Origin of the sequence: Tessaracoccus sp. OS52 (assembly GCF_020687685.1) — a bacterium.
GTDB lineage: Bacteria > Actinomycetota > Actinomycetes > Propionibacteriales > Propionibacteriaceae > Arachnia.
Map to the genome: position 1 here is coordinate 1112206 of NZ_JAJEWM010000001.1, position 23648 is coordinate 1135853.

Below are 23648 nucleotides of genomic sequence, written 5' to 3' on the forward strand. Positions count from 1 at the left end.
AAGCACTGACACGCCGAACGGGTGGCTCGGCATCAGGTGGCAGACTTGGTGGATGACGAGCCGCCTGCCCGGAGCGCTCACCGGCGTCGCAGCCGGGGCCGTGACCCTGGGCGTCGCAGAACTGGGAGCAGCGCTCCTCGCCCGAGCGGGGCTCGTCTCCACGAGCGCTTCCCCTCTGGTTGCGGTGGCGAGCGCCTTCATCGACCTGACCCCGCCTTGGCTGAAGGACTTCGCGGTGGCAGCGTTCGGCACGGCCGACAAGCTGGCGCTCGGCGTCGGGATGGCCGTGGTGCTGGTCCTCGGCTGCGCACTGGTGGGGACGCTGTACCACCAGTCGCGGCCAATGGGGATCGGACTCTTCCTCCTGGGTGGTCTGGTGGGGACGGCGGCCGTCCTGACCCGCCCTGACACCGGTTGGGGTGCAGCGGTCCCGACCGCGGCCGGTCTGCTGGCCGGCCTCTGGGCCCTGGCTCGCCTGGGCGGCGTCGCGGCAATGGCCGTCCGGGACCAGGCCGACGGGGTGAGCCGCCGCTCGGCACTGCTCTGGGCCGGCGGGGTGACCGTTGCCGGGCTGGCCGCCGTCCTTGCCGGCCGGGCGCTCAGCCAGGCTCGGGAAGTGGTCGAGGCCGCCCGGGATCGACTGACGGGACTGCGGGTGCTCAAGCCTGTGGTCGTTCCCGCTGCGGCCATTCAAGGGGTCCCGGGACAGGCGGACTTCATCACGCCGAACGACTCGTTCTACCGCATCGACACCGCGGTCGTGGTGCCCCAAGTGGATCCGGACTCCTGGCGCCTGAGGGTGACCGGGATGGTGGAGCGTGAGATCGAGTTCACGTTCGACGAACTGCTGGGCGAGGAACTCGTGGAAGCGCTCGTGACGCTCGCCTGCGTCTCCAACTACGTCGGAGGGGACCTTGTTGGCAACGCCGTCTGGACTGGGCTACCCGTTCGCGAACTGCTGGCCCGGGCGGGGGTGGAGGACGGGGCAGACATGGTGCTTTCCACCAGCGTCGACGGATTCACCGCCGGCACGCCTCTGGTGGCGATGACGGATGACCGCAACGCGCTGCTGGCCGTCGCCATGAACGGCGAGGCACTCCCTGCCCAGCACGGCTTCCCGGTACGGCTCGTGGTGCCCGGACTCTATGGGTATGTCTCGGCCACCAAGTGGGTCACCGAGCTGAAGGTGACCACCTTTGCTGCAGACGAGGGCTACTGGACACCGCGCGGCTGGTCGGCGCTGGGGCCGGTGAAGACGGCAGCCAGGATCGACGTTCCCAAGTCCGGCAACGTGAGCGCCGGTTCCGTGGTGCTGGCAGGAGTGGCGTGGGCGCAGCACCGAGGCATCAGCCGCGTGGAGGTGCGCATCGGCGAGGGCCAGTGGCAGGAGACGACGCTGGCGGCGGAGCCGTCCATCGACTCGTGGCGGCAGTGGATGTTCACCTGGCAGGCCGACCCTGGCGAGTACGAGATCGCGGTCCGTGCCACCGACGGTTTCGGCGAGGTGCAGACCGAGGCCCTTGCCGACCCCGCCCCGGACGGCGCCACCGGCTGGCACACCATCAGGGTGACCGTCACGGATTGAGCCGGGGCACGACAGGGCCCCGGGTTTCCCCGGGGCCTGTTGCGCTGTTTATTACTGGCCCTCAGGCCTGCAGCTTGTTGGTCTCGTCCTGGATCCGTGCCGCGACCTGGGTCAGCTTGTCCCGGTGCGCGTTGGCGTGGTGAGCGCAGAACATGAGCTCGCCACCGCTGGGAAGGATTACTCGCAGGTACGCCTGGGCGCCGCACCGGTCACAACGGTCCAGGGCGGTCAGGGCGGGGTCAATTGCGGTCTCGGTCATGCTCGCCTCGCTCTCTTGGATGCTTCTTGATAGTTAACAACGTACCGGGTTCCCGGATTGTTCCAAGCCTTGGATGACAGGTGTGTTATTCGCGGGCGGCGAACGCGCTCAGGTTGCGCTCCGGACCCGCGCCGCTGCACGGTTGCGGGGGCGGCTGCGGGTAACGTGGGGCGGGTGCAGTCCCAGAAGAACATCTCCCACACCCCACGCGACTACGAGGCCAAGAACCTGCTGGTGCTCGAAGGCCTCGAGGCGGTTCGCAAGCGCCCCGCGATGTACATCGGTTCCACGGACACCCGGGGACTCATGCACTGCCTCTGGGAGATCATCGACAACTCCGTCGACGAGGCCCTCTCCGGCTTCGGTGAGGAGATCGAGATCACTCTGGGCCGCGACGGCTCGGTGCTGGTGGTGGACAAGGCCCGTGGCATTCCCGTCGACAAGGAACCACGCACCGGGCTGAGCGGCGTCGAGGTGGTCTACACCAAGCTGCACGCCGGCGGGAAGTTCGGGAACTCCTCCTACAACGCCACCGGTGGCCTCCATGGCGTCGGCGCTTCGGTGGTGAACGCCCTCTCGGTCCGGCTCGACGTCGAGGTGGACCGCAACGGCGCGACTTGGGCGATGAGCTTCAAGCGCGGCGTGCCCGGAGTGTTCGACGGCGACGGCCCCGCAGCGACCTTCACACCGACCAGTGGCCTGCGCAAGGTTGCCAAGGTCCCCAAGGGGCGGACGGGCACGCGCGTCCGCTACTGGACCGATGACCAGATCTTCCTGAAGGACGCCGAGCTCTCCCTCACCCACCTGCTCGACCGGGCGCGGCAGACCTCGTTCCTCGTCCCGGGTCTGAAGATCGTCGTCCATGACCGCCGCACAGCGCAGGAGACCTCGGAGGAGTTCCTCCACATCGGCGGCATCACCGAGTTCGCCGACTACCTGGCACCTGACGCCCCCCTGACCGACGTCATCCGGCTGCAGGGGCGCGACAAGTTCACCGAGACGGTCCCGATGCTCGACTCATCCGGGTCCATGACGGCAACCGACGTCGAGCGCGAGCTCGAGGTGGACATCGCCGTACGGTGGGGCACCGGGTACGACACTGTCCTGAAGTCGTTCGTCAACATCATCGCCACCCCGAAGGGTGGCACCCACGTCTCTGGCTTCGAGCGTGGCCTGACCAAGGCCTTCATCAAGTCGCTGGAGGGCACGCGGGGCATCCTGAAGAACGGCGACGAGGTCATCCGCGACGACTGCATGGAGGGCCTGACCGCCGTCGTGACGGTTCGGCTCGCGGAACCGCAGTTCGAGGGCCAGACCAAGGAGGTCCTCGGCACCCCGCCGGTGCAGCGACTCGTCACGCGCATCGTCGAGGAGGAACTGGGTGCCTGGCTGACCAGTTCCAAGGCCGCCATCAAGCCGGTGGCCCGCACGCTGATGGAGAAGGTCGTCGCCGCGGGCCGCACCCGTATGCAGGCCCGCGCCCACAAGGAGAACCAGCGTCGCAAGAACGCCCTGGAGTCCTCGACGCTGCCTGCCAAGCTGAAGGACTGCCGTTCCACCGACGGTGAGCTCACCGAACTGTTCATCGTCGAGGGCGACTCCGCACTCGGCACCGCCAACGTGGCACGCAACTCCGAGTTCCAGGCGCTGCTGCCCATCCGCGGCAAGATCCTCAACGTGCAGAAAGCCTCCGTCGGGGACATGCTCAAGAACGTCGAATGCGCGAACATCATCCAGGTGCTTGGGGCGGGGTCCGGCCGCACGTTCGACGTCGACAACGCCCGCTACGGCAAGATCATCTTCATGGCCGACGCGGACTCAGACGGCGCCCACATCCGTTGCCTGCTGGCCACCCTCTTCTTCCGCTACATGCGGCCGATGGTGGAGGCGGGCCGGGTCTTCTCCGCCGTGCCGCCGCTGCACCGCTTCGAGCTCACCAACCCGAAGCGCGGCATGGAGAAGTACATCTACACCTACACCGATGCCGAGTACCAGCGGAAGGCGGCCGAGCTCACCAAGAAGGGCATCAACTTCAAGGAACCCCAGCGCTACAAGGGCCTGGGTGAGATGGACGCCCACCAGTTGGCTGAGACGACGATGGACCCGCGGCACCGTACCTTGCGCAGGCTCACCGTCGACGACGCCGCGGAGGCCGAGGGCGTCTTCGAGATGCTGATGGGCAACGACGTGGCCCCGCGCAAGGAGTTCATCGTGCGCGGTGCCTACTCGCTGGAAGCCGACCGGATCGACGCGTAGCAGTCCGGGACGGGAGCGCTCAGATGAGCTGCTCCAGCATGCCGGTGTCCACGTCGTACATGAATCCGCCCACTTCCGCGCGGTCCTTGATCAGCGGATGGTTGGTGACCATCTCGTAGTCCCGCCTGAGGCGCTGCAGCTGGTCAGGGGACGCACCGAAGTTGACCCAGCTGGTGTCCAGGCCGCTGCGTTCGTTGATGACCTGGCGGATGTCCGCGTCGGTTCCCGACGCCATCGCACACTTGGTGTGCGGCACGATCATGATTCGCTTGACGTTCAGCAGCTGAACGCTCAGCACGCACCCGGTGAGGGTGGTGCTGGAGACCGCGCCTCCGGGTGTCCGCAGGATCTTCGCGTCCCCGTGTCCCAGCCCTACCATGTCCAGCGGGTCGATCCGGGAGTCCATGCAGGTGATGATCAGCACCCCTGCGTGGGCGATGCCGTCGAAGCCCCCGTGTGGGAAGTTCTCGGCGTAGGCGCGGTTGGCTGCAATCAGGTCGTCGAAGCTCATGTATCACTCTCCTTCGAGGCGTGATGCTACAGCAGTGTTCCGAGCCCCCACCTCAGCTGCCCGCCGCCGCCCCACCGTCATGGCGTCCCGCGAGGGAGGTGACCGGCTGGGGGAGTGCGGCCCCCGAGCCGTCCCGCCGTCCGGTGGGCTCAGGGAGCGCGACGGGCGAACCACTGGCAGCCGAGGCCACGACCGGGGCCCTGCCGATGGCCGCCAGCAGCAGGGTGTCCTCGCCCTTCAGGAAGCGGTGGCAGCGCACGCCGCCGGTGGCCCTGCCCTTGGCGGGGTACTCGCTCATCGGCGTGACCTTCACCGAGCCGGGCTCGGTCCCGGGCAGGGCCGAGGAGCTGCCGGAGATGGTGACCACCTCGTCGTGGGCCGGCGTGGCGGTGCCGAACCAGACCACCTTCGCGCCTGGTGCCAGCTTGACGCCGGCGACACCACCGCCCGTGCGTCCCTGCGGCCTGACCGCGGCGGCGGGGAAGTGGAGGAGCTGGGCGTCGGAGGTGATGAAGGCAAGGTGGCTGGCCTCGTCGAACAACTCCACGGCGCCGACGAGCTCGTCCCCGTCGTCGAGCCGGATGACGTCCCAGGAGTCCTTGGAGATGATCTCGGCCTTCACCCGCTTGACGATGCCGTCCCTGGTCCCCACCGCCAGGCCGGGTGAGGACGGGTCCAGGGTGGTGACGCAAAGGGGACGCTCGCCGGGTTCCAGCGGCCACAGCTCGCTGGCCAGCGAGCCGCCCTGCAGCGAGGGGGCACTGGCGGTCAGCGGCACCGTCGGCAATTCGATGGCGCGAGCCTTGACCACCCGGCCACGGTTGGTGATGATGCCGAACTCCGAGTGGGCCGTGGTGCGGGTGGCCGAGACGATGACGTCGTGCGCGGCCCGGCCGCCCGTGGGGAGCGGGGTGGCGACGTCGGTGCGGGCCACGAGGCCGGTGCCGGACAACAGCACCCAGCAGGGTTCGTCAGGCACCTCGAGCGGGGCCGACACGGCGCTGACCTGGCCACTCGAGGCCAGCAGGACTGTCCGCCGGGGAGTGCCGAACTCCTTGGCCACGGCGTCGAGTTCGGAGCCGACGACCCGGTGCAGGACGGCCGGGTCCTCGATGATCTCCTTCAGCCCCGCGATGGTCTGGGCCAGCTCGTCGGACTCCTTCTCCAGCTCGATGGTGGAGTACTTGGTGAGCCGCCGCAGCTGCATGTCGAGGATGTAGTTGGCCTGGACCTCGTCGAGGTCGAAGGCGGCGATGAGGCGGGTGCGAGCCTGGGCGGCGTCGTCGGAGGTGCGGATGATGGCGATCACGTCGTCGATGTCGGCGATGGCCGTGATCAGGCCCCGGACCAGGTGGAGCCTGTCGGCGGCCTTGCCGAGCTGGAAACGGCTGCGGCGCAGGACGACGTCCAGGCGGTGGGCCAGGTAGACCTGCAGCAGGTCCTTCAGCGACAGCGTCCTGGGCTCGCCCTCGACCAGCGCGACGGCGTTGATGGCGAAGGTGTCCTCGAGCTTGGTCTGCTTGTAGAGCTGTTCCAGCAGCGCTTCGGGGTTGATGCCGTTCTTGACCTCCACCAGCAGCCGCGTGCCGTGGGCCAGGTCCGTGAGGTCCTTGACGTCGGCGATTCCTGTGAGCTTCTTGTCCTGCACGCCCTTGCGGATCTGCTCGATGATCTTCTCGGGCCCGACCATGTAGGGCAGTTCGGTGACGACGATGCCCTGCCGACGGGCGCTGACCTTCTCGATGCGAGCGGTGGCGCGGACCCGGAAGGTGCCGCGGCCGGTCTCGTAGGCGTCGCGGATGCCGTCGAGTCCGATGATCTTGCCGCCGCCGGGGAAGTCGGGGCCGGGGATGTAGCGCATCAGCTCGTCGAGCCCGATGTCGGGCTTCTTGAGCAGTTGCTTGAGGGCCCCGACCACTTCGACGAGGTTGTGCGGTGCGATGTTGGTGGCCATGCCGACGGCGATGCCGGTGGCCCCGTTGACCAGCAGGTTCGGGAAGGCTGCGGGCAGGACGGAGGGCTCGGACTCGCGGCCGTCGTAGTTCGGCTTGAAGTCGACGGTGTCCTGGTCCAGGCCGCGGGTCATGGCCAGCGCCGCGGCGCCCATCCGGCACTCGGTGTAGCGCATGGCGGCCGGGCCGGCGTCGAGGGAGCCGAAGTTGCCGTGCCCGTCGATCAGCGGCAGGCGCATGGCCCAGGGCTGGGCGAGCCGCACGAGGGCGTCGTAGATGGCGGTGTCGCCGTGTGGGTGGAGGACACCCATCACCTGGCCTACGACGCGGGCACACTTCACGTGGCCGCGGTCCGGGCGGATGCCCATCTCGTCCATCGAGAACAGGATGCGCCGCTGGACGGGCTTCAGCCCGTCGCGGGCGTCGGGAAGCGCCCTGGAGTAGATGACGGAGTAGGCGTACTCCAGGAAGCTCGTCTCCATCTCCTCGGTGACGTTCACATCCAGGATGTGCTCTGTGAAGGTGTCGTCCTCGGGCGTCTTGGTCGCCATGTGGCAGGGGTTTCCTTTCAGATGATCCTGCGCAGCTTATCGGCCAGACCGTCTCCGTCGGGTGCACGAACCTCCGGCGCCGTGTCGGGGTTCCACGTCTGGTCATCGCTGGCCTGCTCGGTGAGCGTGCCGTGGGCCAGTGCGTGCTCCGCTGGGCTGAGTTCGCGGATGGCCCGGGCGCGGACGTGGTCGGGCTGAAGGGTTGCGAACTCGGCGTACAGGCTCGGGTCGTGCTGGCCGTCGTCACCCACCAGCAGCCATCTGATGTTGGGCAGGTCACGGGCGAGTTCCCGCAGGCAGGTGCGCTTGTGCTCCGGGCCCTTGCGGAACCAGCCGGTGTTGGTTGGGCCCCAGTCCGTCAGGAGCATGGCGCCGTCGGGGATGCCGTGACGGGCGCAGAACCGCCTCACCATCGGGTAGGTGTTCCAGGCGCCGGTGGAGACGAAGATGATGGGGGCGCCCGGGTGTTCTGCCAGCAACTGCTGGTACAGCCGGGCCATGCCCGGAACCGCCTGCCTGGCCTGCTCGGTGAGCACGAAGGAGTTCCACGCCGCCACCATTGGCCGCGGCAGCCACGTCGAGATGATGGTGTCGTCGATGTCGCTGACGATTCCGAAGGTCTCCTCGGAGTCGATGACCTGGACCGGTGCGAGCGTGGACGCGCCGGCGGCACCGTCGATCTGGATGCTGTGCCAGCCGGGACGCAGACCGGGGTTGCGGAGTCGCACGTCGACGTAGCCGCCCCGGTCGGCGACGATCCCGATCCGTTCCTCGCCGATCACGACGGTGGCCGCCGCGTTGACCTTGGGGGCGGCGATGAAGTTGCGCCAGCCCCTCCGGTTGATGATCTCGGTGGCGGCCTGGACGATGCCGAGCTGGCTCGGTGGGCGCAGCACCACCCGGCCCAGGACGCGGATCTGCTCCTGCGTGCCGAATCCGGTGTAGGCGACGACCGACTCCTGCCAGCCGAGCCGGATCAGCAGTCTGTTGAGCATCCGGTTGAGGCGATCCTCGATCCGGGCGGCCAGGAAGGGTCGGGACTTCATGGACCACAACTTAGCGAAGGCATGGAACAATGGCCGGGTGACCCGCTCCAGCCTGACCCGAACCCCTCTGCCAGCGGACCTGGTGGCCGAGATCGCGGAGTGCGGGTTCTACCCCCAGTTGGTGGCAGACACCATCGCCGGCGGCCTGGGTGACGCCCAGGTGCAGGGCCACTTGGTGCACCACGAGGCCACGTTCGCCGGCCATGAGGTGCAGCGGCACATGACGGTGCTGGTGCTGACCCACAACCAGTTGCTGATCTGCCACACCGACGACGGCGACAACGGCGTCCCCGGAAGGGCCCTGACCACCTCCGAGGTGGTGGCACTGCGCGCAATCGACTCGGTCGTGGTGACGCGCTCGATCGCCCATCCGGAGGTCTTCCCCGCACCCGAGGCGCAGCTGGTGGAGACCTGGCTGACGTTGGTGTGGGGCGGCACCAGGCGGCTGGACCTGGGTCCCGCCGCGTGTGAGGACCCGGAGTGCGAGGCGGAACACGGTTTCACCGGCATGGACGTCCCCAACGACCTGACCCTGCGGATGAGCCCGGCCGGCGACGGTGACAGCAACACCAGACGCCTGCTCGAGTTCGGGGCTCTGTTGCAGCGTCGGATCGGATGATGAGCGCGGAGTTCATCCTGCCTGACTACGCCGGGGCGACGCTGGCCAACCTGCTGCCCAGCATCGAGGCCAGGCTGGTCGGCGGGGACCCGGTGCTCGATCTCCCGAGGGCGCACAAGTACGTCGTCTTCCTCGTCGATGGCCTCGGCTGGCATCCGCTCGCCGCACATGCAGACCACGCGGAGTACCTCTCCGGGCTGCTCCCCGGCGCGCGTCGCCTGACCTGCTCGGTGCCCTCCACGACGGCCACCTCGCTCACCAGCCTGGGCTGCGGCGTCCCGCCGGGCCGGCACGGCGTCGTCGGCTACACCTTCCTGGATCCGGCGGCCGATTCCGTGCTGAACGCGCTGAGCTGGGAGGGCGGTCCCGACGACGTCGCCGCGTTCACCCTGACCGAGACCGTCTTCGAGCGCCTCGGCAGACAGGGGCACGGGGCGGCGGCTGTCAGCCTGACGCGCTTCTCCGAGAGCGCGCTGACGCGAATGGCTTTCGGGGGGACGGACCACCACGGGGTGGAGTTCGAGTCGGACCCGGAGCACTTCGTCGAACTGGTGGGACGCGCCCTCGAGGACAGCGACGTCATCTACTGCTACGAGAGGCTGCTGGACCACCATGGTCACGGGCACGGCGTCGGGTCCTGGCAGTGGCTGGACGAGCTCGCCCGTATCGACGACCTCGTCAAGGACCTCGCTGCAGAGCTGCCGGACGGGGTCTGCCTGCTCGTCACGGGAGACCACGGCATGGTCAACGTACCGGTCGAGCGCAAGATCATCGCCGAGAACCATCCGGAACTCGCCGGGTTCCGCCACATCGCGGGGGAGGGGCGGTTCCGGCAGCTGTACACCGACGACGCGGCGCGTGTGGCCGCCGGGTGGTCGCGGTTCCTCGGCGACCGCGCGAGCGTCGTCCTCCGCGAGGATGCCCTCGCCGCGGGCTGGTTCGGTCCCGACCCGGACCCGGTGGCCGTGCCGCGCATCGGCGACGTCCTCGTCGCGATGCACGACGACTGGGCAATCATGAGCACCGACTACCCGGGCGAGTTCGGCCTGGTCGGCATGCACGGGTCCCTGACTGCCGCCGAGATGCTGGTGCCCCTGTTCGCGATCGGACCCCGATGATGCGGATCGGCATCCTCATCGACGACTTCTTCCCGTCCTCGGGCGGGATCTCGCGGTCGGTCCAGACCCAGTTGGAGGAACTCACCGCGCTGGGCCACGAGGTGACCCTGATCGCACCGGACCGGCACCTTGAGAAGCCCAGGCACTGCCGCATCATCGAGTGTCCCACCATCTACCTGGAGGGCTTGCCGGCGCATCTGAGCGTCCTGCACTGCACCGAGCGGCGCGCACAACTGATCGCGGGTCAGGCCGAGTTCGACATCATCCACACCCAGACCGACAGGGGTGCGCTCGTGCTGGGCTCGCGGCTGGCACGGCTGCAGGGCGTCCCGCACCTGCACACGTTCCACGCCAACATCGCGGGCACGCACCAGAGCGTCCCGGTGGCCTCGGTGTTCGGGACCCTGTCCTACCAGGTGCTGATCAACCCGTTCCTGACCCGCGCGAGCAGGAAGGCGACGCCGCGCTCCAGGCTCCCGCACCGCAATCGGGAGACCGGCGGGGTTGCGGCCAGGATGGATTGGGCTTCCTTCGCCGACATCGCCGCCAAGGTGGACGGCTACACCGTACCGTCGCCTTTCATGCATGACCTCATCACGGAGGCAGCAGGCAGGCAGCTGCGCGGATTCGTGGTGCCCACCGGCGTCAACCGGGGCATGCTGGAGGCCATCAGGCACGCCAAGCGGGAGCGCACCGACGACGTGGTCCGGTTCCTCTCCGTGGGGCGCCTTGCGAAGGAGAAGCGGCTCGACGTCCTCATCCGCGCCTTCCGGCAGGCGGACCTGCCCAACGCGGAGCTCGTCATCGTCGGCGACGGCGACCAGCGCGACCTCCTGCGCTCACTTGCACGTGGGGCGGACAACATCGACATGCGTGGCCACCTCAGTTCGCTCGACGCGATCGCCTATGAGCTCGTCAACGCCGACGTGCTGGCCCTCAGCAGTTATCGTTTCGACTCCCAGGCGCTGGTCATCGCCGAAGGGGTGGCAGCGGGGCTGCCGGTACTCCTGTGTGACGACCGGCTGACCGTCGGCCTGTCGGAGGAGACTTCGCTGCTGACCGGCCCGGGCGCGGCCGCGATGGCCGCTGGAATGCGCCGCATGATGGATCCGGACCTGCGCCGCCGGATGTCGGCGGCCACCGCGGACCTGCTCCCGGCGCTCGCGCCACGCAGGACGGGGGAGGCGTACGAGGCAGCCTACGAGGCGCTGCTGGCAGGAGAGGTTGGAAGCGTTGGCTGAACTGGTGTTCCACACGGGCCCGATGGACTGCGGCAAGTCGACCCTTGCGTTGCAGCTCAACCACACCCAGTCCACCCATGGCCGGGCGGGCAGGGTGTTCACGAGCAGGGACCGCTCCGGTACCCCGCGCATCACCTCGAGGCTTGGTCTGGAGGTCGACGCAATCGAGGTGGTGGCCGACTTCGACTTCTGGCGCTACATCATCTCCGAACTCACCACTGGCAAGCGGGTCGACTACCTGGTCTGCGACGAGGTGCAGTTCTACACCGCCGAGCACATCGACCAGCTGGCCCGGGTGGTCGACGAACTGCAACTCGACGTCTACGGGTTCGGCATTCTGGCCGACTTCCGGACCCAGCTGTTCCCCGGCTCCAAGCGGATGGTGGAACTGGCCGACCGGGTCGAGACCCTGCCCATCGGGCCGCTGTGCTGGTGCGGCAAGAAGGGCACCCACAACGCCCGCACCGTCGGTGGCGAGATGGTCACCGAGGGCTCCCAGGTGGTGGTGGGTGACACCGTGGGCGACGCCGAGGTGCGCTACGAAGTGCTCTGCAGGGCTCACCACCGTCGGAGGGTCACGGCCACGCGCGCGAAGGCGACCCTGTCACCAGACCCGCTGCCGTTCGGCTGACGGTTCGCGCAGCCGGCGCGGGGCGGCTCAGGTCTCCTTGGTGGGGCCGCCGAACATTATCTCGTCCCAGCTGGGGATCTTCGCACGGCTACGCCGCCTGCTCTTCGGCCTGGACTCCGGGGCGGTCTCCTCGGGAACCTCCACGAGCGCGTCCTGCTCCGGCTCCAGCACCTCGGGCTCGGGATCGGGGGTCACCTGGGATTCCTGGATCTCGTAGGCACCAGCGTCGGGCTCCTCCTCGGACTCCCCGGTCTCCCCGGCGGCGGCCCCTTCCGACGGGTGATCGGCCGGCTGCTGCGCCGGGGTGTCCCCGCTCTCGGATCCTCCAGCCCCTTCGGCATCGGAGTCCTCCGAGAGGCCCACGTAGATGCGGACCGAGTCCTCGCTGATGCCGCTCATCATGTCGTAGAGGTCGTCGAGCTCGGAGGTCTGCCTGGCGTCGTCGTAGAGCGGGTCGCGGTTGGGGACGTCGTCGCCGGGCACGCTCGCCTGGTCCTGCGTTGCACGCACCAGCGCAAGCTCGTCCTGGAAGTCGACGGTGTTCTCGTTGTCGGGGCTCTCGACGCCGGGCAGCTGCTCGCCGATCATCCAGCGGGCATCGGCGTTGACCGCGACGTTGAAGCGTCCCTTCGGGTCGAACAGGAACTCCGCCTCGCGGGAGGCCGCTTCGTCGTCATCCTCAAGCCTGCCGATCAGTGCCCAGCGCAGGTCCGGCAGGCGCCAGGCGTCCCAGGAGACCAGGTCCGCGTCGATGCCGCGGGCCTGGAGTCGCTCGCGGATGATGTCGCCGAGCTTGCGATGCCCCGTCCCGTCCCCGCGACGGCGCACCGTCGCGACGAGCGCCGTGCGGGCCATGTGCTCCCGCTCGGCGAGGACGGGGCCCGCGAACCCCTCGACGCGATCGACGTCCACGCCAGCCGCCTCCGCCACCTCGGCGATCGAGGCTCCGCTGCGGATGCGCGCCTGGATCTCGCGTGGGCTGAGTGCACTCTCCATTGGCTCTCCTGTACGTGTGTTGGCTGACAACCTATCAGCGTGGACGGCGGCCCAACTGAAACCGCGCGGGCCGTTCTTCGCCATTCAGGGCGAACTTGTGGTACACATGTCGCCGTTACGCGTCGGCTGGGTCCGACGTCGCAGGGAAAGGACCTGACAAATGGCCACAGATTACGACGCCCCTCGCAAGACGGACGAAGAACTCAACGAGGACTCCATCGAGGAGCTGAAGTCCCGACGCAACGACAAGAACTCCGGCAAGGTCGACGAGGACGAGGTGGAGGCCGCTGAGTCCTTCGAACTCCCCGGCGCGGACCTGTCGCACGAAGAACTGACCGTCAAGGTCCTGCCCCGGCAGGCCAACGAGTTCACGTGCGCATCCTGCTTCCTGGTGAAGTCCCAGAGTCAGCTCGCCGAGACCAAGGACGGCCTGCCTTACTGCGTCGACTGCGTCTGAGTCCTACCTCCTCGGAAGGTCCAGCTTGTTGATGAGCCGGCCCGGTGCGTTGTGGCCCATGTTGCGGAGCCAACGGCGCTGGATGAACCGGTTCATCACCAGCTGGGAGACTCCGACGCCCAGACCGCTCGAGATCGCCCAGATCAGGGCGCTGCTCAGCGGGGTCTCGGGATCGTTGGGGTCCGGTGGCTCGTCGCCCGTGGTGGCTTCCCAGATCTTGGTGACCAGCTTCTGCGCGACGAGGGTGGTGGTCGCCCCCAGCACGCCGGCGTAGATCTTCCAGAAGATCTTCTCGGACACGGCCATGGTGTTCCTTTCGTAGCCTGACTGCAGTTCATTATGGTGCAGAACGCGGGCTAGATTTGGGGTGTGGCTTATCAAGAACGTCTGCGGGTCCCCTGGTGGTGGTGGTTCGTAGCCCTCCTAGCGGTCGGCAGCCTCGCCGTCGCCCTGTTCGCCTACCTGACCGTCCCGTTGGCCACCGCGGTGGTTGTGCTGTTCGCGTTCGCGGTGGGCGCGGTGGCGTACTCCTACGGCAACGCCGCGGTCAGCGTCTCGGGTGACCGGCTCAGTGTCGGACGCTTCAGCGTGGAGGGGAAGTGGATCCGGGGTGCGGAGGCACTCCAGGGCGACGCGGCCGTCGCAGCCCTGGGGCCCGAGGCGGACACGAGGGACTTCCTCCAGACCCGACCCTACGTCCGGGACCTGGTCAGGGTGGACCTGGCGGATCCGGCGGACCCGCACCCGCACTGGCTGGTCAGCTCCCGCAACCCCGACGAACTCGCCAGCGCCATCCGTGCCATCGCTGGAGGTGGGCGTCCGTGAACATCCCGGTGGTGGTTGATGCCCCTGACCTGATGCCCGCCTACGCCCGTCCGGGGGATGCGGGAGCCGACCTGCGAAGCACCACCGACGTCGTGCTGGGGCCCGGTGAGCGGGTTCTCGTGGGCACCGGCGTCCGACTGGCGCTGCCGGAGGGCACGGTGGGGCTGGTGACACCCAGATCAGGTCTTGCGGCGCGCCAGGGGTTGGGGATCGTCAACTCGCCGGGAGTCATCGACTCCGGGTATCGCGGCGAGGTGATGGTCTGCCTGGTCAACCACGACCCGCGCGAGCCGATCACACTGCGGGCAGGGGACCGGATCGCCCAACTGGTGGTGGTGCCCTTCGTGAGCGCTAGCTTTTCACCCGTGGCCAGCCTCGACGAGACGGAGCGCGGTGCGGGTGGTTATGGTTCAACAGGAGTGGGGCGACAAATCCCCGTCAAGCCAGGGAGGCTGCAACAGTGATTTTCGGACGCAAGAACGACGAGGCCGTCGAAGCGGACGTCGAGGCGGACGCCTCCGAGGACCTCACGGTGCTGGAGGAGGCCCTCGAGGCCGACGACTCGGACAGCCAGACCGTGGCGGACTCCGGCGAGTCGGATGATGCCTCCGCGTGGGCCGAGATGGATGCCGCCTTCGATCGGGAGTGGGGCCCCTTCGACTTCGAGGAGGTCGACCTGGAGGCCGACGACGTCAAGCGCCTGGACCTCGGGACCCTCGTGGTCACCCCCTTCGAGAAGATGACGATGCAGCTCCAGGTGGACAAGGCCAAGGAGAGGGTCCAGGCCATCCTCGTCGCCGATGGCGCCTCCGCGCTGGAGGTGGCCGTGTTCGCCGGTCCCGTGCGGACGTCGCTGCTGCCGGAGATCCGCGAGGAGATCATCGCCGCCACCGAGCGGGAGAAGGGTCAGGTCCAGGTGGTCAGGGGACCCTTCGGTGCGGAACTGCGCCGACGGCTCCCAGTGACGGACCCGAAGGGCAACCCGGCCATCCACGTCTCCCGCACCTGGCTCGTCGACGGACCCGGGTGGGTGCTGCGTGGCGTGCTGATGGGCAAAGCGGCCCTGAACCCCAAGGACGAGGAGGCCCAGCTCACCTTGTTCGAGTTCTTCAGCAACCTCGTGGTGCGACGCGGCACGAAGCCCGCCGCACCCGGAAGCCTGTTGCCCATGTCGGTGCCCACTGCGGAGAACCAGACGGAGGAGTGATGTCTCAGAGATCCGCTGCCCATCGGTCCTTCGGTGACCGGGTGCGCAGGCTCTTCTCCACCGCCGAGCAACTGGAGGCGGAAGACCTGGAGGAGCGCTCGCTGGAAAGCGGCGCCGAGCACATCGCCGGCGCTGCTCCGCGCTCCAGGGTGAAGTTCCGGGGCACGGTCACGTCGATCACGACGGCGCCGGACTCGGGCTGGCTGGAGGCGGTCCTGAACGACGGGACCGGCACGGTGAAGCTTGTCTGGATGGGTCACCACCGGCTCGAATGCGTCGTGCCAGGCTCGGACCTGCTGGTCTCCGGCAGGCTGGCGGGCGACGCTGGTGCCGGGGTGATCTACAACCCGGAGTTCGAGGTGGTGTCGTAGTCGTGGCCGGGCCCGCCCTGCTCGAACATCGCGGCAAGTCTGGCCTGTGAGTCCTGGGAGACGACGAACAGCATCTCGTCGGCGGCTTCGAGGGCACCCTCGCGCTCGGGAACCATCGGCAGGCCGTCACGAATGATGGCCACGAGGGCGACGTCGCGGGGCAGGTCGAGATCTCCGATACGGCGGCCGACGAAGGGGCTGCCCTCCGGCAGTCTGATCTCGGACAGGTTCGTCGTCGACTGGTTGAACGTGAACAGCCGCACCAGGTCACCGGTGGAGACGGCCTCCTCCACGAGGGCGGACATGATGCGGGGTGTGGAGACTGCGACGTCGACCCCCCAGACCTCGTCGAACATCCACTCGTTGCCGGGATGGTTGACCCGGCCGACGGTGCGGGGTACGCCGAACTCGGTCTTGGCGAGCAGGGAGTGCACCAGGTTGGCCTTGTCATCCCCGGTTGCGGCGATCGCGACGTCGCAGTTCTCCAGTTCCGCCTCCTCCAGGCTCTGCAACTCACAGGCATCGGCCTGGAACCACTCCGCACCGGGGACCGAGTCCGGCTTGATGGCGTGCGGGTCCCTGTCGATGAGCAGGACCTGATGGCCGTTGGAGATTAGCTCCCGGGCGATGGAACGCCCGACGTTGCCGGCCCCTGCGATTGCGACGCGCATGTGGACTCCTAGTGCTTCGTGGGAGGAACGGCGAAGGTGGTCTCGATGTCGGAGGTGCGTTCGGTCTCGCACCCGACGAAGATGATGTCCCCGTCCTGGTAGACCGTCTCGCTGTCCGGCACCATGCCCCGCCCGACGCGGGAGATGAACGGGATGGGGGCGTGCACGGCCGCCGAGAGATCCCGAATCCGTTTGCCCACCCAGCCACTGTGGACGAAGACCTGGATGAGCCTGACCTGACCGGACGGGTCCCGCCACACCGGCTCGCTTCCCTCCGGCAGCAGTCGGCGCAGCACCTGCCCGACGGTCCAGCGCACGGTCGCGACGGTGGGGATCCCGAGCCGTTCGTAGACCAGGGCCCGCCCTTGGTCGTAGATGCGCGCGACGACGTTGTCGATCGCGTAACCCTCCCGCACCACGCGTGCGGCCAGGATGTTGGAGTTGTCACCGCTGGAGACGGCGGCGAAACCGTCGGCCTGCCTGATCCCGGCGGCCTCAAGGACCTCGCGGTCGAAGCCGACGCCCTTGACGGTGGTTCCCTGGAAGTCGCTGCCGAGCCTTCGGAAGGCCTCGACGTTGACGTCGATCACGGCGACGCTGTGGCCGCGCTTCTCGAGTCCGCGGGCCAGGCCCGCCCCCACGCGTCCGCACCCCATGATGACGATGTGCACTGCCGTCTCCTCCGGGTTCGACCAGTTCGTGCCGCCATCCTAGCCAGCCGGGCCCCCGGCCACCGAAGTTGACCGAGGAGGACGCCGGCGCGGCGGTGATCGGCCAGTGAGCGGGGGATTTCCGCAGGACTGGCGACGGGACTACCTTTTGTCAGTGACCATCCTCTCCGGGTTCAAGCGCGTTGTCGTCGGACGCAGGCTTCCCAACGAACAACTGGGTGAGACCCTCTTGCCGAAACGACTGGCGCTGCCGGTCTTCGCCTCAGACGCGCTCAGTTCCGTCGCCTATGCCCCGGACGAGATCCTGATCACCCTCTCGCTGGCGGGCATGGCGGGCTACCTGTTCTCGTGGCAGATCGGTGTGGCGGTTGCCGTGGTGGTCGCCGTGGTCGTGTGGTCCTACCGGCAGACGGTGCGCGCCTACCCCACCGGGGGCGGCGACTACGAGGTGGCCGCGGCCAACCTCGGCCGCCCGGCGGCCCTGACCGTCGCATCCGCGCTGATGGTGGACTACGTCCTCACCGTTGCGGTCTCGGTGTCCGCCGGGGTCATCAACGCGCAGGCGATGATCGGCTGGATCGAGGGGCGCGAGGCACTGGTGGCGGCTGTCGTGATCATCGTGATCACCGTCATGAACCTGCGTGGCGTCCGCGAGTCGGGAACGTTCTTCGCCGTCCCCACCTATGTGTTCATGGCCTCGATGCTGTTGATGCTCGGCATCGGCCTGTTCCGCATCCTCGTACTCGGGCACGACCTCGTGAGCGAGACGGCCCACCTGATAGTGGTTGCGCCCGAGGGGTCCGGGGAAGCCGTGGGCTGGGTGCTGGTGGCCGTGCTGGCCCGGGCCTTCTCCTCCGGTTGCGCAGCGCTGACGGGTGTGGAGGCCATCAGCAACGGTGTGCCCGCCTTCCGGCCCCCGAAGAGCCGCAACGCCGCGACGGTGCTCGCCCTGCTCGGCGGCCTCGCGGTCACGATGATCCTCGGCATCATGGCGCTGGCCAAGCTGACCAACGTGCACCTGATCGATGAACTGACGGGCGCCCACTACGTGGATCCGGCCGGCAACGAGATCCACACCGCCGCGGTGACCGTCATCGCCCAGCTTGCCCGCGTGGTCTTCGGAGACTGGCTGCCCGTGGCGTTCTACGTCGTGCTGACCGCGACGATGGTGATCCTCTTCCTGGCCGCCAACACCGCGTTCAACGGCTTCCCCAGCCTGGCGTCGATCCTGGCCAAGGACGGCTTCCTGCCCCGCCAGCTCCACTCCCGTGGCGACCGGCTCGCCTACTCCAACGGCATCGTGACCCTCTCGATCAGCGCGATCGCGCTGGTGTGGATCTTCGACGCCTCGGTCACCGCGCTGATCCAGCTCTACGTCGTCGGCGTGTTCATCTCCTTCACCGTCGGGCAGGCCGGGATGGTCCGGCACTGGAACCGGGAACTGGTGGGGGTCACCGACGGTGGCGAACGTCGCCGGATGCAGCGCTCACGGCTGGTCAACGCCGTCGGCGCCGCCATCACCGGCGTCGTGCTCGTCATCGTGCTGATTTCGAAGTTCACCCACGGCGCCTACCTGGCGCTGGTGGCGATGGCCGTCATGTACCTGCTGATGACGTTCATCAGCCGCCACTACCGGGCGGTGGAGCGTGAGGTCGCGCTCACCGACGACTCCGACCGCGCCCTGCCCAGCCGCGTGCGGGCCGTCGTCCTCGTGCAGGAGGTCAACCTGCCGACGATGAAGGCCGTCAACTTCGCCAAGGCCGGGCGGAACAACTCGATCGCGGCGGTGATGGTCGCCGTCGACCCGGAGGAGACCCAGCGGATCCTCGATGCCTGGCATGCGGAGGACTTCGGGATCCCGCTCACGGTGGTTGCATCGCCCTACCGTGAGATCACCGGCCCGTTCATCCGCTACGTGTCGGACCTGCGCACCTCCAACCCCCGCGACGTCGTGGCGGTCTACATCCCCGAGTACGTCGTGGGGCACTGGTGGGAGACCATCCTGCACAACCAGACGGCCTTCTTCATACGGACGAGGCTGCACTTCATGCCGGGCGTCATGGTCATCAGCGTCCCCTACCAGTTGCGCTCGTCCGGGCTGGCGAAGGAGCGGGTCAACAAGGCCTCGCGTCCGCGCAACCGGGGGATCACGTCTTGACCGTGCTGGAACTGGAACTCGAACGCGTCGCCCATGGGGGCTTCGTCGTGGCGCGCGCCGACGAGAAGGTGGTCTTCGTAACCGGTGGCCTACCTGGTGAATTCGTGCGCGCCGAGGTGGTCTCGCGCGCCAAGCGGTTCGACCGTGCCCGCGTGGTCGAGGTGCTGCGGCCGTCTCCGGGGAGGGTGGTGCCGCCCTGCCCGATCGCCGAGGAATGCGGGGGCTGCGACTGGCAGCACGCCTCTCCCGAACTCCAGCTCGAGCTCAAGACGGCCGTAGTCGCCGAGCAACTGGAGCGGCTGGCCGGAATCGCCTGGGACGGAAGCGTGCAGTCGGTCGGCAGCGCCGTCGGTTCCAGGACGCGGATGCGCTACGCCGTCGACGAAGAGGGTCGGGTGGGACTGCGAGGCCGCCGCAGTCATGACGTCGTCGCGCTGCCCGAGCAGGGGTGCCTGGTGGCCGCCGACGGACCCCGCACGGCAGAGTTGCGCCGGCTCGGGGCTGGCAGGAGCGAACTGCAGGTGGTGAACGCCGACGGCCGCCTGACGGTGCTGGCCGACGGCCGGCCGGTGGTCGGCTCGCGGACGGTTACCCAGCGGGTACGCGGGCGCGACTACCGGGTCTCGGCGTCGGGCTTCTGGCAGGTCCATCCCAGCGCGGCGGAGCTGCTGACCGGCGCCGTCCTGGAAGGCCTTGGGCCGAGGCCGGGGGAGACCGCGCTCGACCTCTACTGCGGAGTGGGCCCGTTCGCGGGTGCCCTGGCCGACCGCGGCTGCGACGTCCTGGGCATCGAACTGAGCCGCGAGGCGATCAACCACGCCCGCCGCAACGTTCCCGAGGCCCGGTTCCTGGCGGCCCCGCTCGCGGGGGCGCTCGACGCCTTCCCGGCTGCGGCAGATCTCGTCGTCCTGGATCCGCCCCGCAAGGGAGCGGGTTCGGAGGTGGTGACGGCGATCGCCGGCCTCGGCGCGCGGGCGGTCGCCTACGTCGCGTGCGACCCCGCCGCGCTGGCACGCGACCTCGCAACGTTCGCGGCGTTGGGGTATCACCCCGACAGCATCGAGGCCTGGGACCTCTTCCCGATGACGCACCACGTCGAGTGCGTGGCCATCCTGCGACGCTGAAGGGCCTGCGGTCCTAGACTGCTTGACAACGGTGGCAGTAACGGTGGACTAGTGATATCTTGATATCAAGACAAGTGAGCAGAGGAGAGCGATGAGCGTCAACAGCTTCGGAGCCAAAGCAGGCCTGGACGTCAACGGCACGTCCTACGAGATCTTCCGGGTGGACGCGGTGCCCGGCCACGAGAAGTTGCCCTTCAGTATGAAGGTGCTCCTCGAGAACCTGCTCCGAACGGAGGATGGCTCCAACATCACCGCGGATGACATCTCGGCCATCGGCAACTGGGACCCGACGGGAGACTCCGACCACGAGATCCAGTTCACCCCCGCGCGCGTCATCATGCAGGACTTCACCGGCGTGCCCTGTGTGGTGGACCTCGCGACGATGCGTGAGGCCATGGCCGACCTGGGCGGAGACCCGGCGAAGATCAACCCGCTGTCCCCGGCGGAGATGGTGATCGACCACTCCGTCATCACCGAGGTGTTCGGCATCGCTGGCGCGTTCGAGGCCAACGTGGATATCGAGTACGAGCGCAACCGCGAGCGCTACCAGTTCCTGCGCTGGGGCCAGACCGCCTTCGACGACTTCAAGGTGGTCCCCCCGGGCACCGGCATCGTGCACCAGGTCAACATCGAGCACCTCGCACGCGTGGTCTACACGCGCACGGTCGACGGCGCTCTGCAGGCCTACCCGGACACCTGCGTGGGCACCGACTCGCACACCACCATGGTCAACGGCCTCGGTGTCGTGGGGTGGGGCGTCGGCGGCATCGAGGCCGAGGCGGCCATGCTGGGCCAGCCCGTCTCCATGCTCCTGCCGCGAGTCGTGGGCTTCAAGCTCACCGGCAAGCTCAACGAGGGCACCACGGCCACGGACCTGGTCCTCACCATCACCGAGATGCTGCGAGAGCACAAGGTCGTCGGCAAGTTCGTCGAGTTCTACGGCGACGGCGTCACCCAGGTGCCGCTGGCCAACCGCGCCACCATCGGCAACATGAGCCCCGAGTACGGCTCCACCATCGCCATCTTCCCGATCGACCAGCTGACCATCGACTACATGCGCCTCACCGGCCGCGACGAGGACCAGCTGGCTCTCGTCGAGGCTTACGCCAAGGAGCAGGGTCTCTGGCACGACCCGAGCACGGAGCCGGTCTACTCCGAGTACATCGAACTGGACCTGTCCACCGTCGTGCCTTCCATCGCAGGCCCCAAGCGTCCCCAGGACCGCATCCGGCTCGACGAGTCCCGGGTTGCCTTCCGGGAGGCCGTCGCGGACTACTGCGGCGAGCCCGACCACCACCACCTGCGCGAGTACAACGGCTACGACGCCGCCGTCGAGGACACCATGCCTGCCTCCGATCCCACGGGGCCGGACCCGCACCTGCGCGACGACTCGCCCGCACCCGCGGACCAGGGCCACTCGGGACTCAAGTCCCGAGTGCACAACCTCGTGCCGGTCGAGCTCCCCGACGGCAGCAAGTTCGAGCTGGACCACGGGGCCGTCACCATCGCCTCGATCACCTCGTGCACCAACACCTCCAACCCGAGCGTCATGATCGGCGCCGCGCTCGTGGCCAAGAAGGCGGTCGAGAAGGGCCTGAACCGCAAGCCGTGGGTCAAGACCTCGCTCGCGCCGGGCTCCCAGGTGGTCACCGACTACTACGAGAAGGCCGGGCTCACCGAGTACCTCGACGCCATCGGTTTCAACCTCGTCGGGTACGGCTGCACCACGTGCATCGGCAACTCCGGGCCGCTGATCCCGCAGGTCTCCAAGGCGATCAATGACAACGACCTGGCCGTTTCGGCCGTCCTGTCCGGGAACCGCAACTTCGAGGGCCGCATCAACCCCGACGTCAAGATGAACTACCTCGCCTCGCCGATGCTCGTCATCGTCTACGCACTGGCCGGGACCATGGACATCGATCTCTTCAACGACCCGATCGGGCAGGACCAGGAGGGCAACGACGTCTACATGCGCGACATCTGGCCCACCCAGGCCGAGATCGAGGAGGTCGTGGCATCGTCGATCAACGCCGATATGTTCACCTCCCGGTACGCCGACGTGTTTGCCGGGGACGAGCGGTGGCAGACCCTGCCGACGCCGGAGGGCGACACCTTCGAGTGGGAGGAGGACTCCACCTACGTCCGCAAGCCTCCGTACTTCGACGGCATGCCCGCCCAGCCGGAGCCCGTCGGTGACATCGACGGCGCGCGCGTCCTCCTCAAGCTCGGGGACTCCGTGACCACCGACCACATCTCGCCGGCCGGTGCCATCAAGGCCGACTCGCCGGCAGGCAAGTACCTCACCGAGCACGGCGTGGAGCGCAAGGACTTCAACTCCTACGGCTCCCGGCGCGGCAACCACGAGGTCATGATCCGCGGCACGTTCGCCAACATCCGGCTGCGCAACCAGCTGGCGCCGGGCACCGAAGGCGGCTTCACCCGGGACTTCACCGTCGCCGACGCACCCGTCACCACTGTCTACGACGCGGCGATGAACTACGCCGGGCAGGGCACGCCGCTGGTGGTCCTGGCGGGCAAGGAGTACGGCTCCGGCTCGTCGCGCGACTGGGCGGCCAAGGGCACCTCGCTGCTCGGGGTCCGGCTCGTCATCGCAGAGAGCTACGAGCGGATCCACCGCTCCAACCTCATCGGGATGGGCGTCCTGCCGGTGCAGTTCCCCGAGGGGGAGAGCGCTGACTCGCTCGGCCTCACTGGCGAGGAGGTTTTCTCGGTATCCGGGATCTCCGAGCTGAATGAGGGCCGCACGCCCAAGACCGTCAAGGTGACGGCTCGGAAGGAGGACGGCAGCGAGGTCTCCTTCGACGCCGTCGTCCGGATCGACACGCCGGGGGAGCGGAACTACTACCTCAACGGCGGCATCATGCAGTACGTCCTGCGCAACCTCGCAGCGGCTGCCTGACGCTTCCGCTTTGAGAAGTACCAGCCCCTGCGGCGAACCGCCGCAGGGCTGGACTCTTTCCAGCGTCGGGTGTTTAATCGAACACATGTTCGATGAAGATGAAGTGATTCGCGTCTACGTGCCACCGGGCTGGCCTGCATCGGTTCGGCCACCGGGGGCTCCGGGATGGTTGAAGTCTGCCACTGCATTCCTGCTCGACTGCTGTCCCGCCGAGTACCGCGGCTACCCGGTGGTCCTGCGCCACCCCGTCGTCCTGGCCCGCTTCGCCCGCCAGTTCGTGGCCGGTCAATTGGCGTCGACGCGCGACAACCTCGCCGGGTCCCGTCCGGATCTCTCAGGGCTGGTCGACACGTCCACAGCCGACGCCGTGGTGGGGGTGCTGCAGCAGGAGGAGGCTCGGCTGGTGCGTGTCGCCCGGGCGGTGGAACTGGTGGAGCAGGCCCTCCGGGACGTGCGTTTCGTGCCCAAGCTGTGAGCCA

General features: G+C 68.2%; 23 protein-coding genes. 15 read left to right on the forward strand and 8 right to left on the reverse strand.

Going from position 1 to position 23648, the window contains the following annotated elements:
* The first annotated feature begins 52 nt into the window (after positions 1–52).
* Positions 53–1585 carry a molybdopterin-dependent oxidoreductase gene (locus LKO27_RS15400; RefSeq protein WP_304650886.1) on the forward strand — a complete coding sequence of 511 codons (1533 nt, stop codon included), beginning with the start codon at positions 53–55 and terminating at the stop codon, positions 1583–1585.
* Between the two features lie 61 nt (positions 1586–1646).
* On the opposite strand, the gene LKO27_RS05195 is transcribed toward LKO27_RS15400, so the two are convergent.
* Positions 1647–1844 carry a hypothetical protein gene (locus LKO27_RS05195; protein WP_227735842.1) on the reverse strand — a complete coding sequence of 66 codons (198 nt, stop codon included), beginning with the start codon at positions 1842–1844 and terminating at the stop codon, positions 1647–1649.
* A gap of 165 nt (positions 1845–2009) precedes the next feature.
* On the opposite strand from LKO27_RS05195, the gene LKO27_RS05200 reads away from it, so the two are divergent.
* Complete coding sequence (locus tag LKO27_RS05200; protein WP_370629944.1) at positions 2010–4100, forward strand: type IIA DNA topoisomerase subunit B; 2091 nt, start codon at positions 2010–2012, stop codon at positions 4098–4100.
* Positions 4101–4119: 19 nt separating this feature from the next.
* Here LKO27_RS05200 and LKO27_RS05205 read toward each other — a convergent pair whose 3' ends face one another.
* Genes LKO27_RS05205 through LKO27_RS05215 form a run of 3 tightly spaced genes read right to left on the reverse strand, consistent with a single transcriptional unit; the run spans position 4120 to position 8160 of the window.
* Positions 4120–4611, reverse strand: coding sequence for a carbonic anhydrase (locus tag LKO27_RS05205; RefSeq protein WP_227735845.1), 492 nt, complete (start codon positions 4609–4611; stop codon positions 4120–4122).
* Between the two features lie 52 nt (positions 4612–4663).
* Positions 4664–7114 carry a DNA topoisomerase (ATP-hydrolyzing) subunit A gene (locus LKO27_RS05210; RefSeq protein ID WP_227735847.1) on the reverse strand — a complete coding sequence of 817 codons (2451 nt, stop codon included), beginning with the start codon at positions 7112–7114 and terminating at the stop codon, positions 4664–4666.
* 17 nt (positions 7115–7131) lie between these two features.
* On the reverse strand, positions 7132–8160 hold the full coding sequence (locus LKO27_RS05215; RefSeq protein ID WP_227735849.1) for an App1 family protein: 1029 nt from the start codon (positions 8158–8160) through the stop codon (positions 7132–7134).
* Here LKO27_RS05215 and LKO27_RS05220 point away from each other — a divergent pair.
* The 4 genes from LKO27_RS05220 to LKO27_RS05235 are packed head-to-tail and all read left to right on the forward strand — an operon-like array spanning position 8159 to position 11769.
* Positions 8159–8779 (forward strand): DUF5998 family protein, encoded by a 621-nt coding sequence (locus LKO27_RS05220; RefSeq protein ID WP_227735851.1) that lies wholly within the window; start codon positions 8159–8161, stop codon positions 8777–8779. The genes LKO27_RS05215 and LKO27_RS05220 overlap by 2 nt on opposite strands.
* Positions 8779–9897, forward strand: coding sequence for an alkaline phosphatase family protein (locus LKO27_RS05225; protein WP_227735854.1), 1119 nt, complete (start codon positions 8779–8781; stop codon positions 9895–9897). The genes LKO27_RS05220 and LKO27_RS05225 overlap by 1 nt, the downstream gene beginning before the upstream one ends.
* Positions 9897–11138, forward strand: a complete 1242-nt coding sequence (locus LKO27_RS05230) for a glycosyltransferase (protein WP_227735856.1) — start codon at positions 9897–9899, stop codon at positions 11136–11138. The genes LKO27_RS05225 and LKO27_RS05230 overlap by 1 nt, the downstream gene beginning before the upstream one ends.
* Positions 11131–11769: a thymidine kinase gene (locus LKO27_RS05235; RefSeq protein WP_227735859.1), complete on the forward strand. Its 639-nt coding sequence runs from the start codon at positions 11131–11133 to the stop codon at positions 11767–11769. Before LKO27_RS05230 ends, LKO27_RS05235 begins: the two co-directional genes overlap by 8 nt.
* Positions 11770–11796: 27 nt before the next feature.
* Here the strand turns inward: LKO27_RS05235 and sepH are convergent, their stop codons facing one another.
* Positions 11797–12849, reverse strand: a complete 1053-nt coding sequence (gene sepH / locus LKO27_RS05240; RefSeq protein ID WP_227735861.1) for a septation protein SepH — start codon at positions 12847–12849, stop codon at positions 11797–11799.
* 76 nt (positions 12850–12925) lie between these two features.
* On the opposite strand from sepH, the gene LKO27_RS05245 reads away from it, so the two are divergent.
* A complete protein-coding gene (locus tag LKO27_RS05245) occupies positions 12926–13222 on the forward strand; it encodes a DUF4193 domain-containing protein (RefSeq protein WP_227735863.1) in 297 nt (98 codons plus the stop codon).
* A gap of 3 nt (positions 13223–13225) precedes the next feature.
* On the opposite strand, the gene LKO27_RS05250 is transcribed toward LKO27_RS05245, so the two are convergent.
* The gene (locus LKO27_RS05250; protein WP_227735865.1) at positions 13226–13528 is read right to left on the reverse strand and encodes a DUF4235 domain-containing protein; all 303 of its coding nucleotides are present in this window, start codon (positions 13526–13528) and stop codon (positions 13226–13228) included.
* A 63-nt stretch (positions 13529–13591) separates the two neighbouring features.
* On the opposite strand from LKO27_RS05250, the gene LKO27_RS05255 reads away from it, so the two are divergent.
* Genes LKO27_RS05255 through LKO27_RS05270 form a run of 4 tightly spaced genes read left to right on the forward strand, consistent with a single transcriptional unit; the run spans position 13592 to position 15625 of the window.
* Positions 13592–14047, forward strand: coding sequence for a DUF3093 domain-containing protein (locus tag LKO27_RS05255; protein ID WP_227735867.1), 456 nt, complete (start codon positions 13592–13594; stop codon positions 14045–14047).
* Positions 14044–14511 carry a dUTP diphosphatase gene (gene dut, locus LKO27_RS05260; RefSeq protein ID WP_370629945.1) on the forward strand — a complete coding sequence of 156 codons (468 nt, stop codon included), beginning with the start codon at positions 14044–14046 and terminating at the stop codon, positions 14509–14511. The genes LKO27_RS05255 and dut overlap by 4 nt, the downstream gene beginning before the upstream one ends.
* Complete coding sequence (locus LKO27_RS05265) at positions 14508–15254, forward strand: DUF3710 domain-containing protein (RefSeq protein ID WP_227735869.1); 747 nt, start codon at positions 14508–14510, stop codon at positions 15252–15254. The genes dut and LKO27_RS05265 overlap by 4 nt, the downstream gene beginning before the upstream one ends.
* Positions 15254–15625, forward strand: a complete 372-nt coding sequence (locus tag LKO27_RS05270; RefSeq protein WP_227735870.1) for a DNA-binding protein — start codon at positions 15254–15256, stop codon at positions 15623–15625. The genes LKO27_RS05265 and LKO27_RS05270 overlap by 1 nt, the downstream gene beginning before the upstream one ends.
* On the opposite strand, the gene LKO27_RS05275 is transcribed toward LKO27_RS05270, so the two are convergent.
* Entirely contained in the window at positions 15595–16296 is a 702-nt protein-coding gene (locus tag LKO27_RS05275; RefSeq protein WP_227735872.1) for a TrkA family potassium uptake protein, read from the reverse strand. The two genes, LKO27_RS05270 and LKO27_RS05275, sit on opposite strands and share 31 nt — an antisense overlap.
* Before the next feature lie 8 nt (positions 16297–16304).
* On the reverse strand, positions 16305–16952 hold the full coding sequence (locus LKO27_RS05280) for a TrkA family potassium uptake protein (RefSeq protein WP_227737221.1): 648 nt from the start codon (positions 16950–16952) through the stop codon (positions 16305–16307).
* 169 nt (positions 16953–17121) lie between these two features.
* Here LKO27_RS05280 and LKO27_RS05285 point away from each other — a divergent pair, with 169 nt between their 5' ends.
* From LKO27_RS05285 to LKO27_RS05300, 4 genes are all read left to right on the forward strand, one after another.
* Positions 17122–19125 (forward strand): APC family permease, encoded by a 2004-nt coding sequence (locus LKO27_RS05285; RefSeq protein ID WP_227735874.1) that lies wholly within the window; start codon positions 17122–17124, stop codon positions 19123–19125.
* Positions 19122–20249 (forward strand): class I SAM-dependent RNA methyltransferase, encoded by a 1128-nt coding sequence (locus tag LKO27_RS05290; protein WP_227735875.1) that lies wholly within the window; start codon positions 19122–19124, stop codon positions 20247–20249. The genes LKO27_RS05285 and LKO27_RS05290 overlap by 4 nt, the downstream gene beginning before the upstream one ends.
* Before the next feature lie 91 nt (positions 20250–20340).
* Positions 20341–23169 (forward strand): aconitate hydratase, encoded by a 2829-nt coding sequence (locus tag LKO27_RS05295; protein WP_227735877.1) that lies wholly within the window; start codon positions 20341–20343, stop codon positions 23167–23169.
* A gap of 169 nt (positions 23170–23338) precedes the next feature.
* Positions 23339–23644 (forward strand): hypothetical protein, encoded by a 306-nt coding sequence (locus LKO27_RS05300; protein ID WP_227735880.1) that lies wholly within the window; start codon positions 23339–23341, stop codon positions 23642–23644.
* Positions 23645–23648 lie beyond the last annotated feature (4 nt).

Excerpts from the sequence above, each read along its gene's own strand:
- LKO27_RS05245 (WP_227735863.1), top strand. The coding sequence starts at position 12,926 with ATGGCCACAGATTACGACGCCCCTCGCAAGACGGACGAAGAACTCAAC.
- LKO27_RS05225 (WP_227735854.1), top strand. The coding sequence starts at position 8,779 with ATGAGCGCGGAGTTCATCCTGCCTGACTACGCCGGGGCGACGCTGGCC.
- LKO27_RS05210 (WP_227735847.1), bottom strand. The coding sequence starts at position 7,114 with ATGGCGACCAAGACGCCCGAGGACGACACCTTCACAGAGCACATCCTG.
- LKO27_RS05195 (WP_227735842.1), bottom strand. The coding sequence starts at position 1,844 with ATGACCGAGACCGCAATTGACCCCGCCCTGACCGCCCTGGACCGTTGT.
- LKO27_RS05295 (WP_227735877.1), top strand. The coding sequence starts at position 20,341 with ATGAGCGTCAACAGCTTCGGAGCCAAAGCAGGCCTGGACGTCAACGGC.
- LKO27_RS05250 (WP_227735865.1), bottom strand. The coding sequence starts at position 13,528 with ATGGCCGTGTCCGAGAAGATCTTCTGGAAGATCTACGCCGGCGTGCTG.
- sepH (WP_227735861.1), bottom strand. The coding sequence starts at position 12,849 with ATGGCGAAGAACGGCCCGCGCGGTTTCAGTTGGGCCGCCGTCCACGCT.
- LKO27_RS05280 (WP_227737221.1), bottom strand. The coding sequence starts at position 16,952 with ATGGGGTGCGGACGCGTGGGGGCGGGCCTGGCCCGCGGACTCGAGAAG.
- LKO27_RS05205 (WP_227735845.1), bottom strand. The coding sequence starts at position 4,611 with ATGAGCTTCGACGACCTGATTGCAGCCAACCGCGCCTACGCCGAGAAC.
- LKO27_RS05270 (WP_227735870.1), top strand. The coding sequence starts at position 15,254 with ATGTCTCAGAGATCCGCTGCCCATCGGTCCTTCGGTGACCGGGTGCGC.
- LKO27_RS15400 (WP_304650886.1), top strand. The coding sequence starts at position 53 with ATGACGAGCCGCCTGCCCGGAGCGCTCACCGGCGTCGCAGCCGGGGCC.
- LKO27_RS05220 (WP_227735851.1), top strand. The coding sequence starts at position 8,159 with ATGGACCACAACTTAGCGAAGGCATGGAACAATGGCCGGGTGACCCGC.
- LKO27_RS05275 (WP_227735872.1), bottom strand. The coding sequence starts at position 16,296 with ATGCGCGTCGCAATCGCAGGGGCCGGCAACGTCGGGCGTTCCATCGCC.
- LKO27_RS05230 (WP_227735856.1), top strand. The coding sequence starts at position 9,897 with ATGCGGATCGGCATCCTCATCGACGACTTCTTCCCGTCCTCGGGCGGG.
- LKO27_RS05215 (WP_227735849.1), bottom strand. The coding sequence starts at position 8,160 with ATGAAGTCCCGACCCTTCCTGGCCGCCCGGATCGAGGATCGCCTCAAC.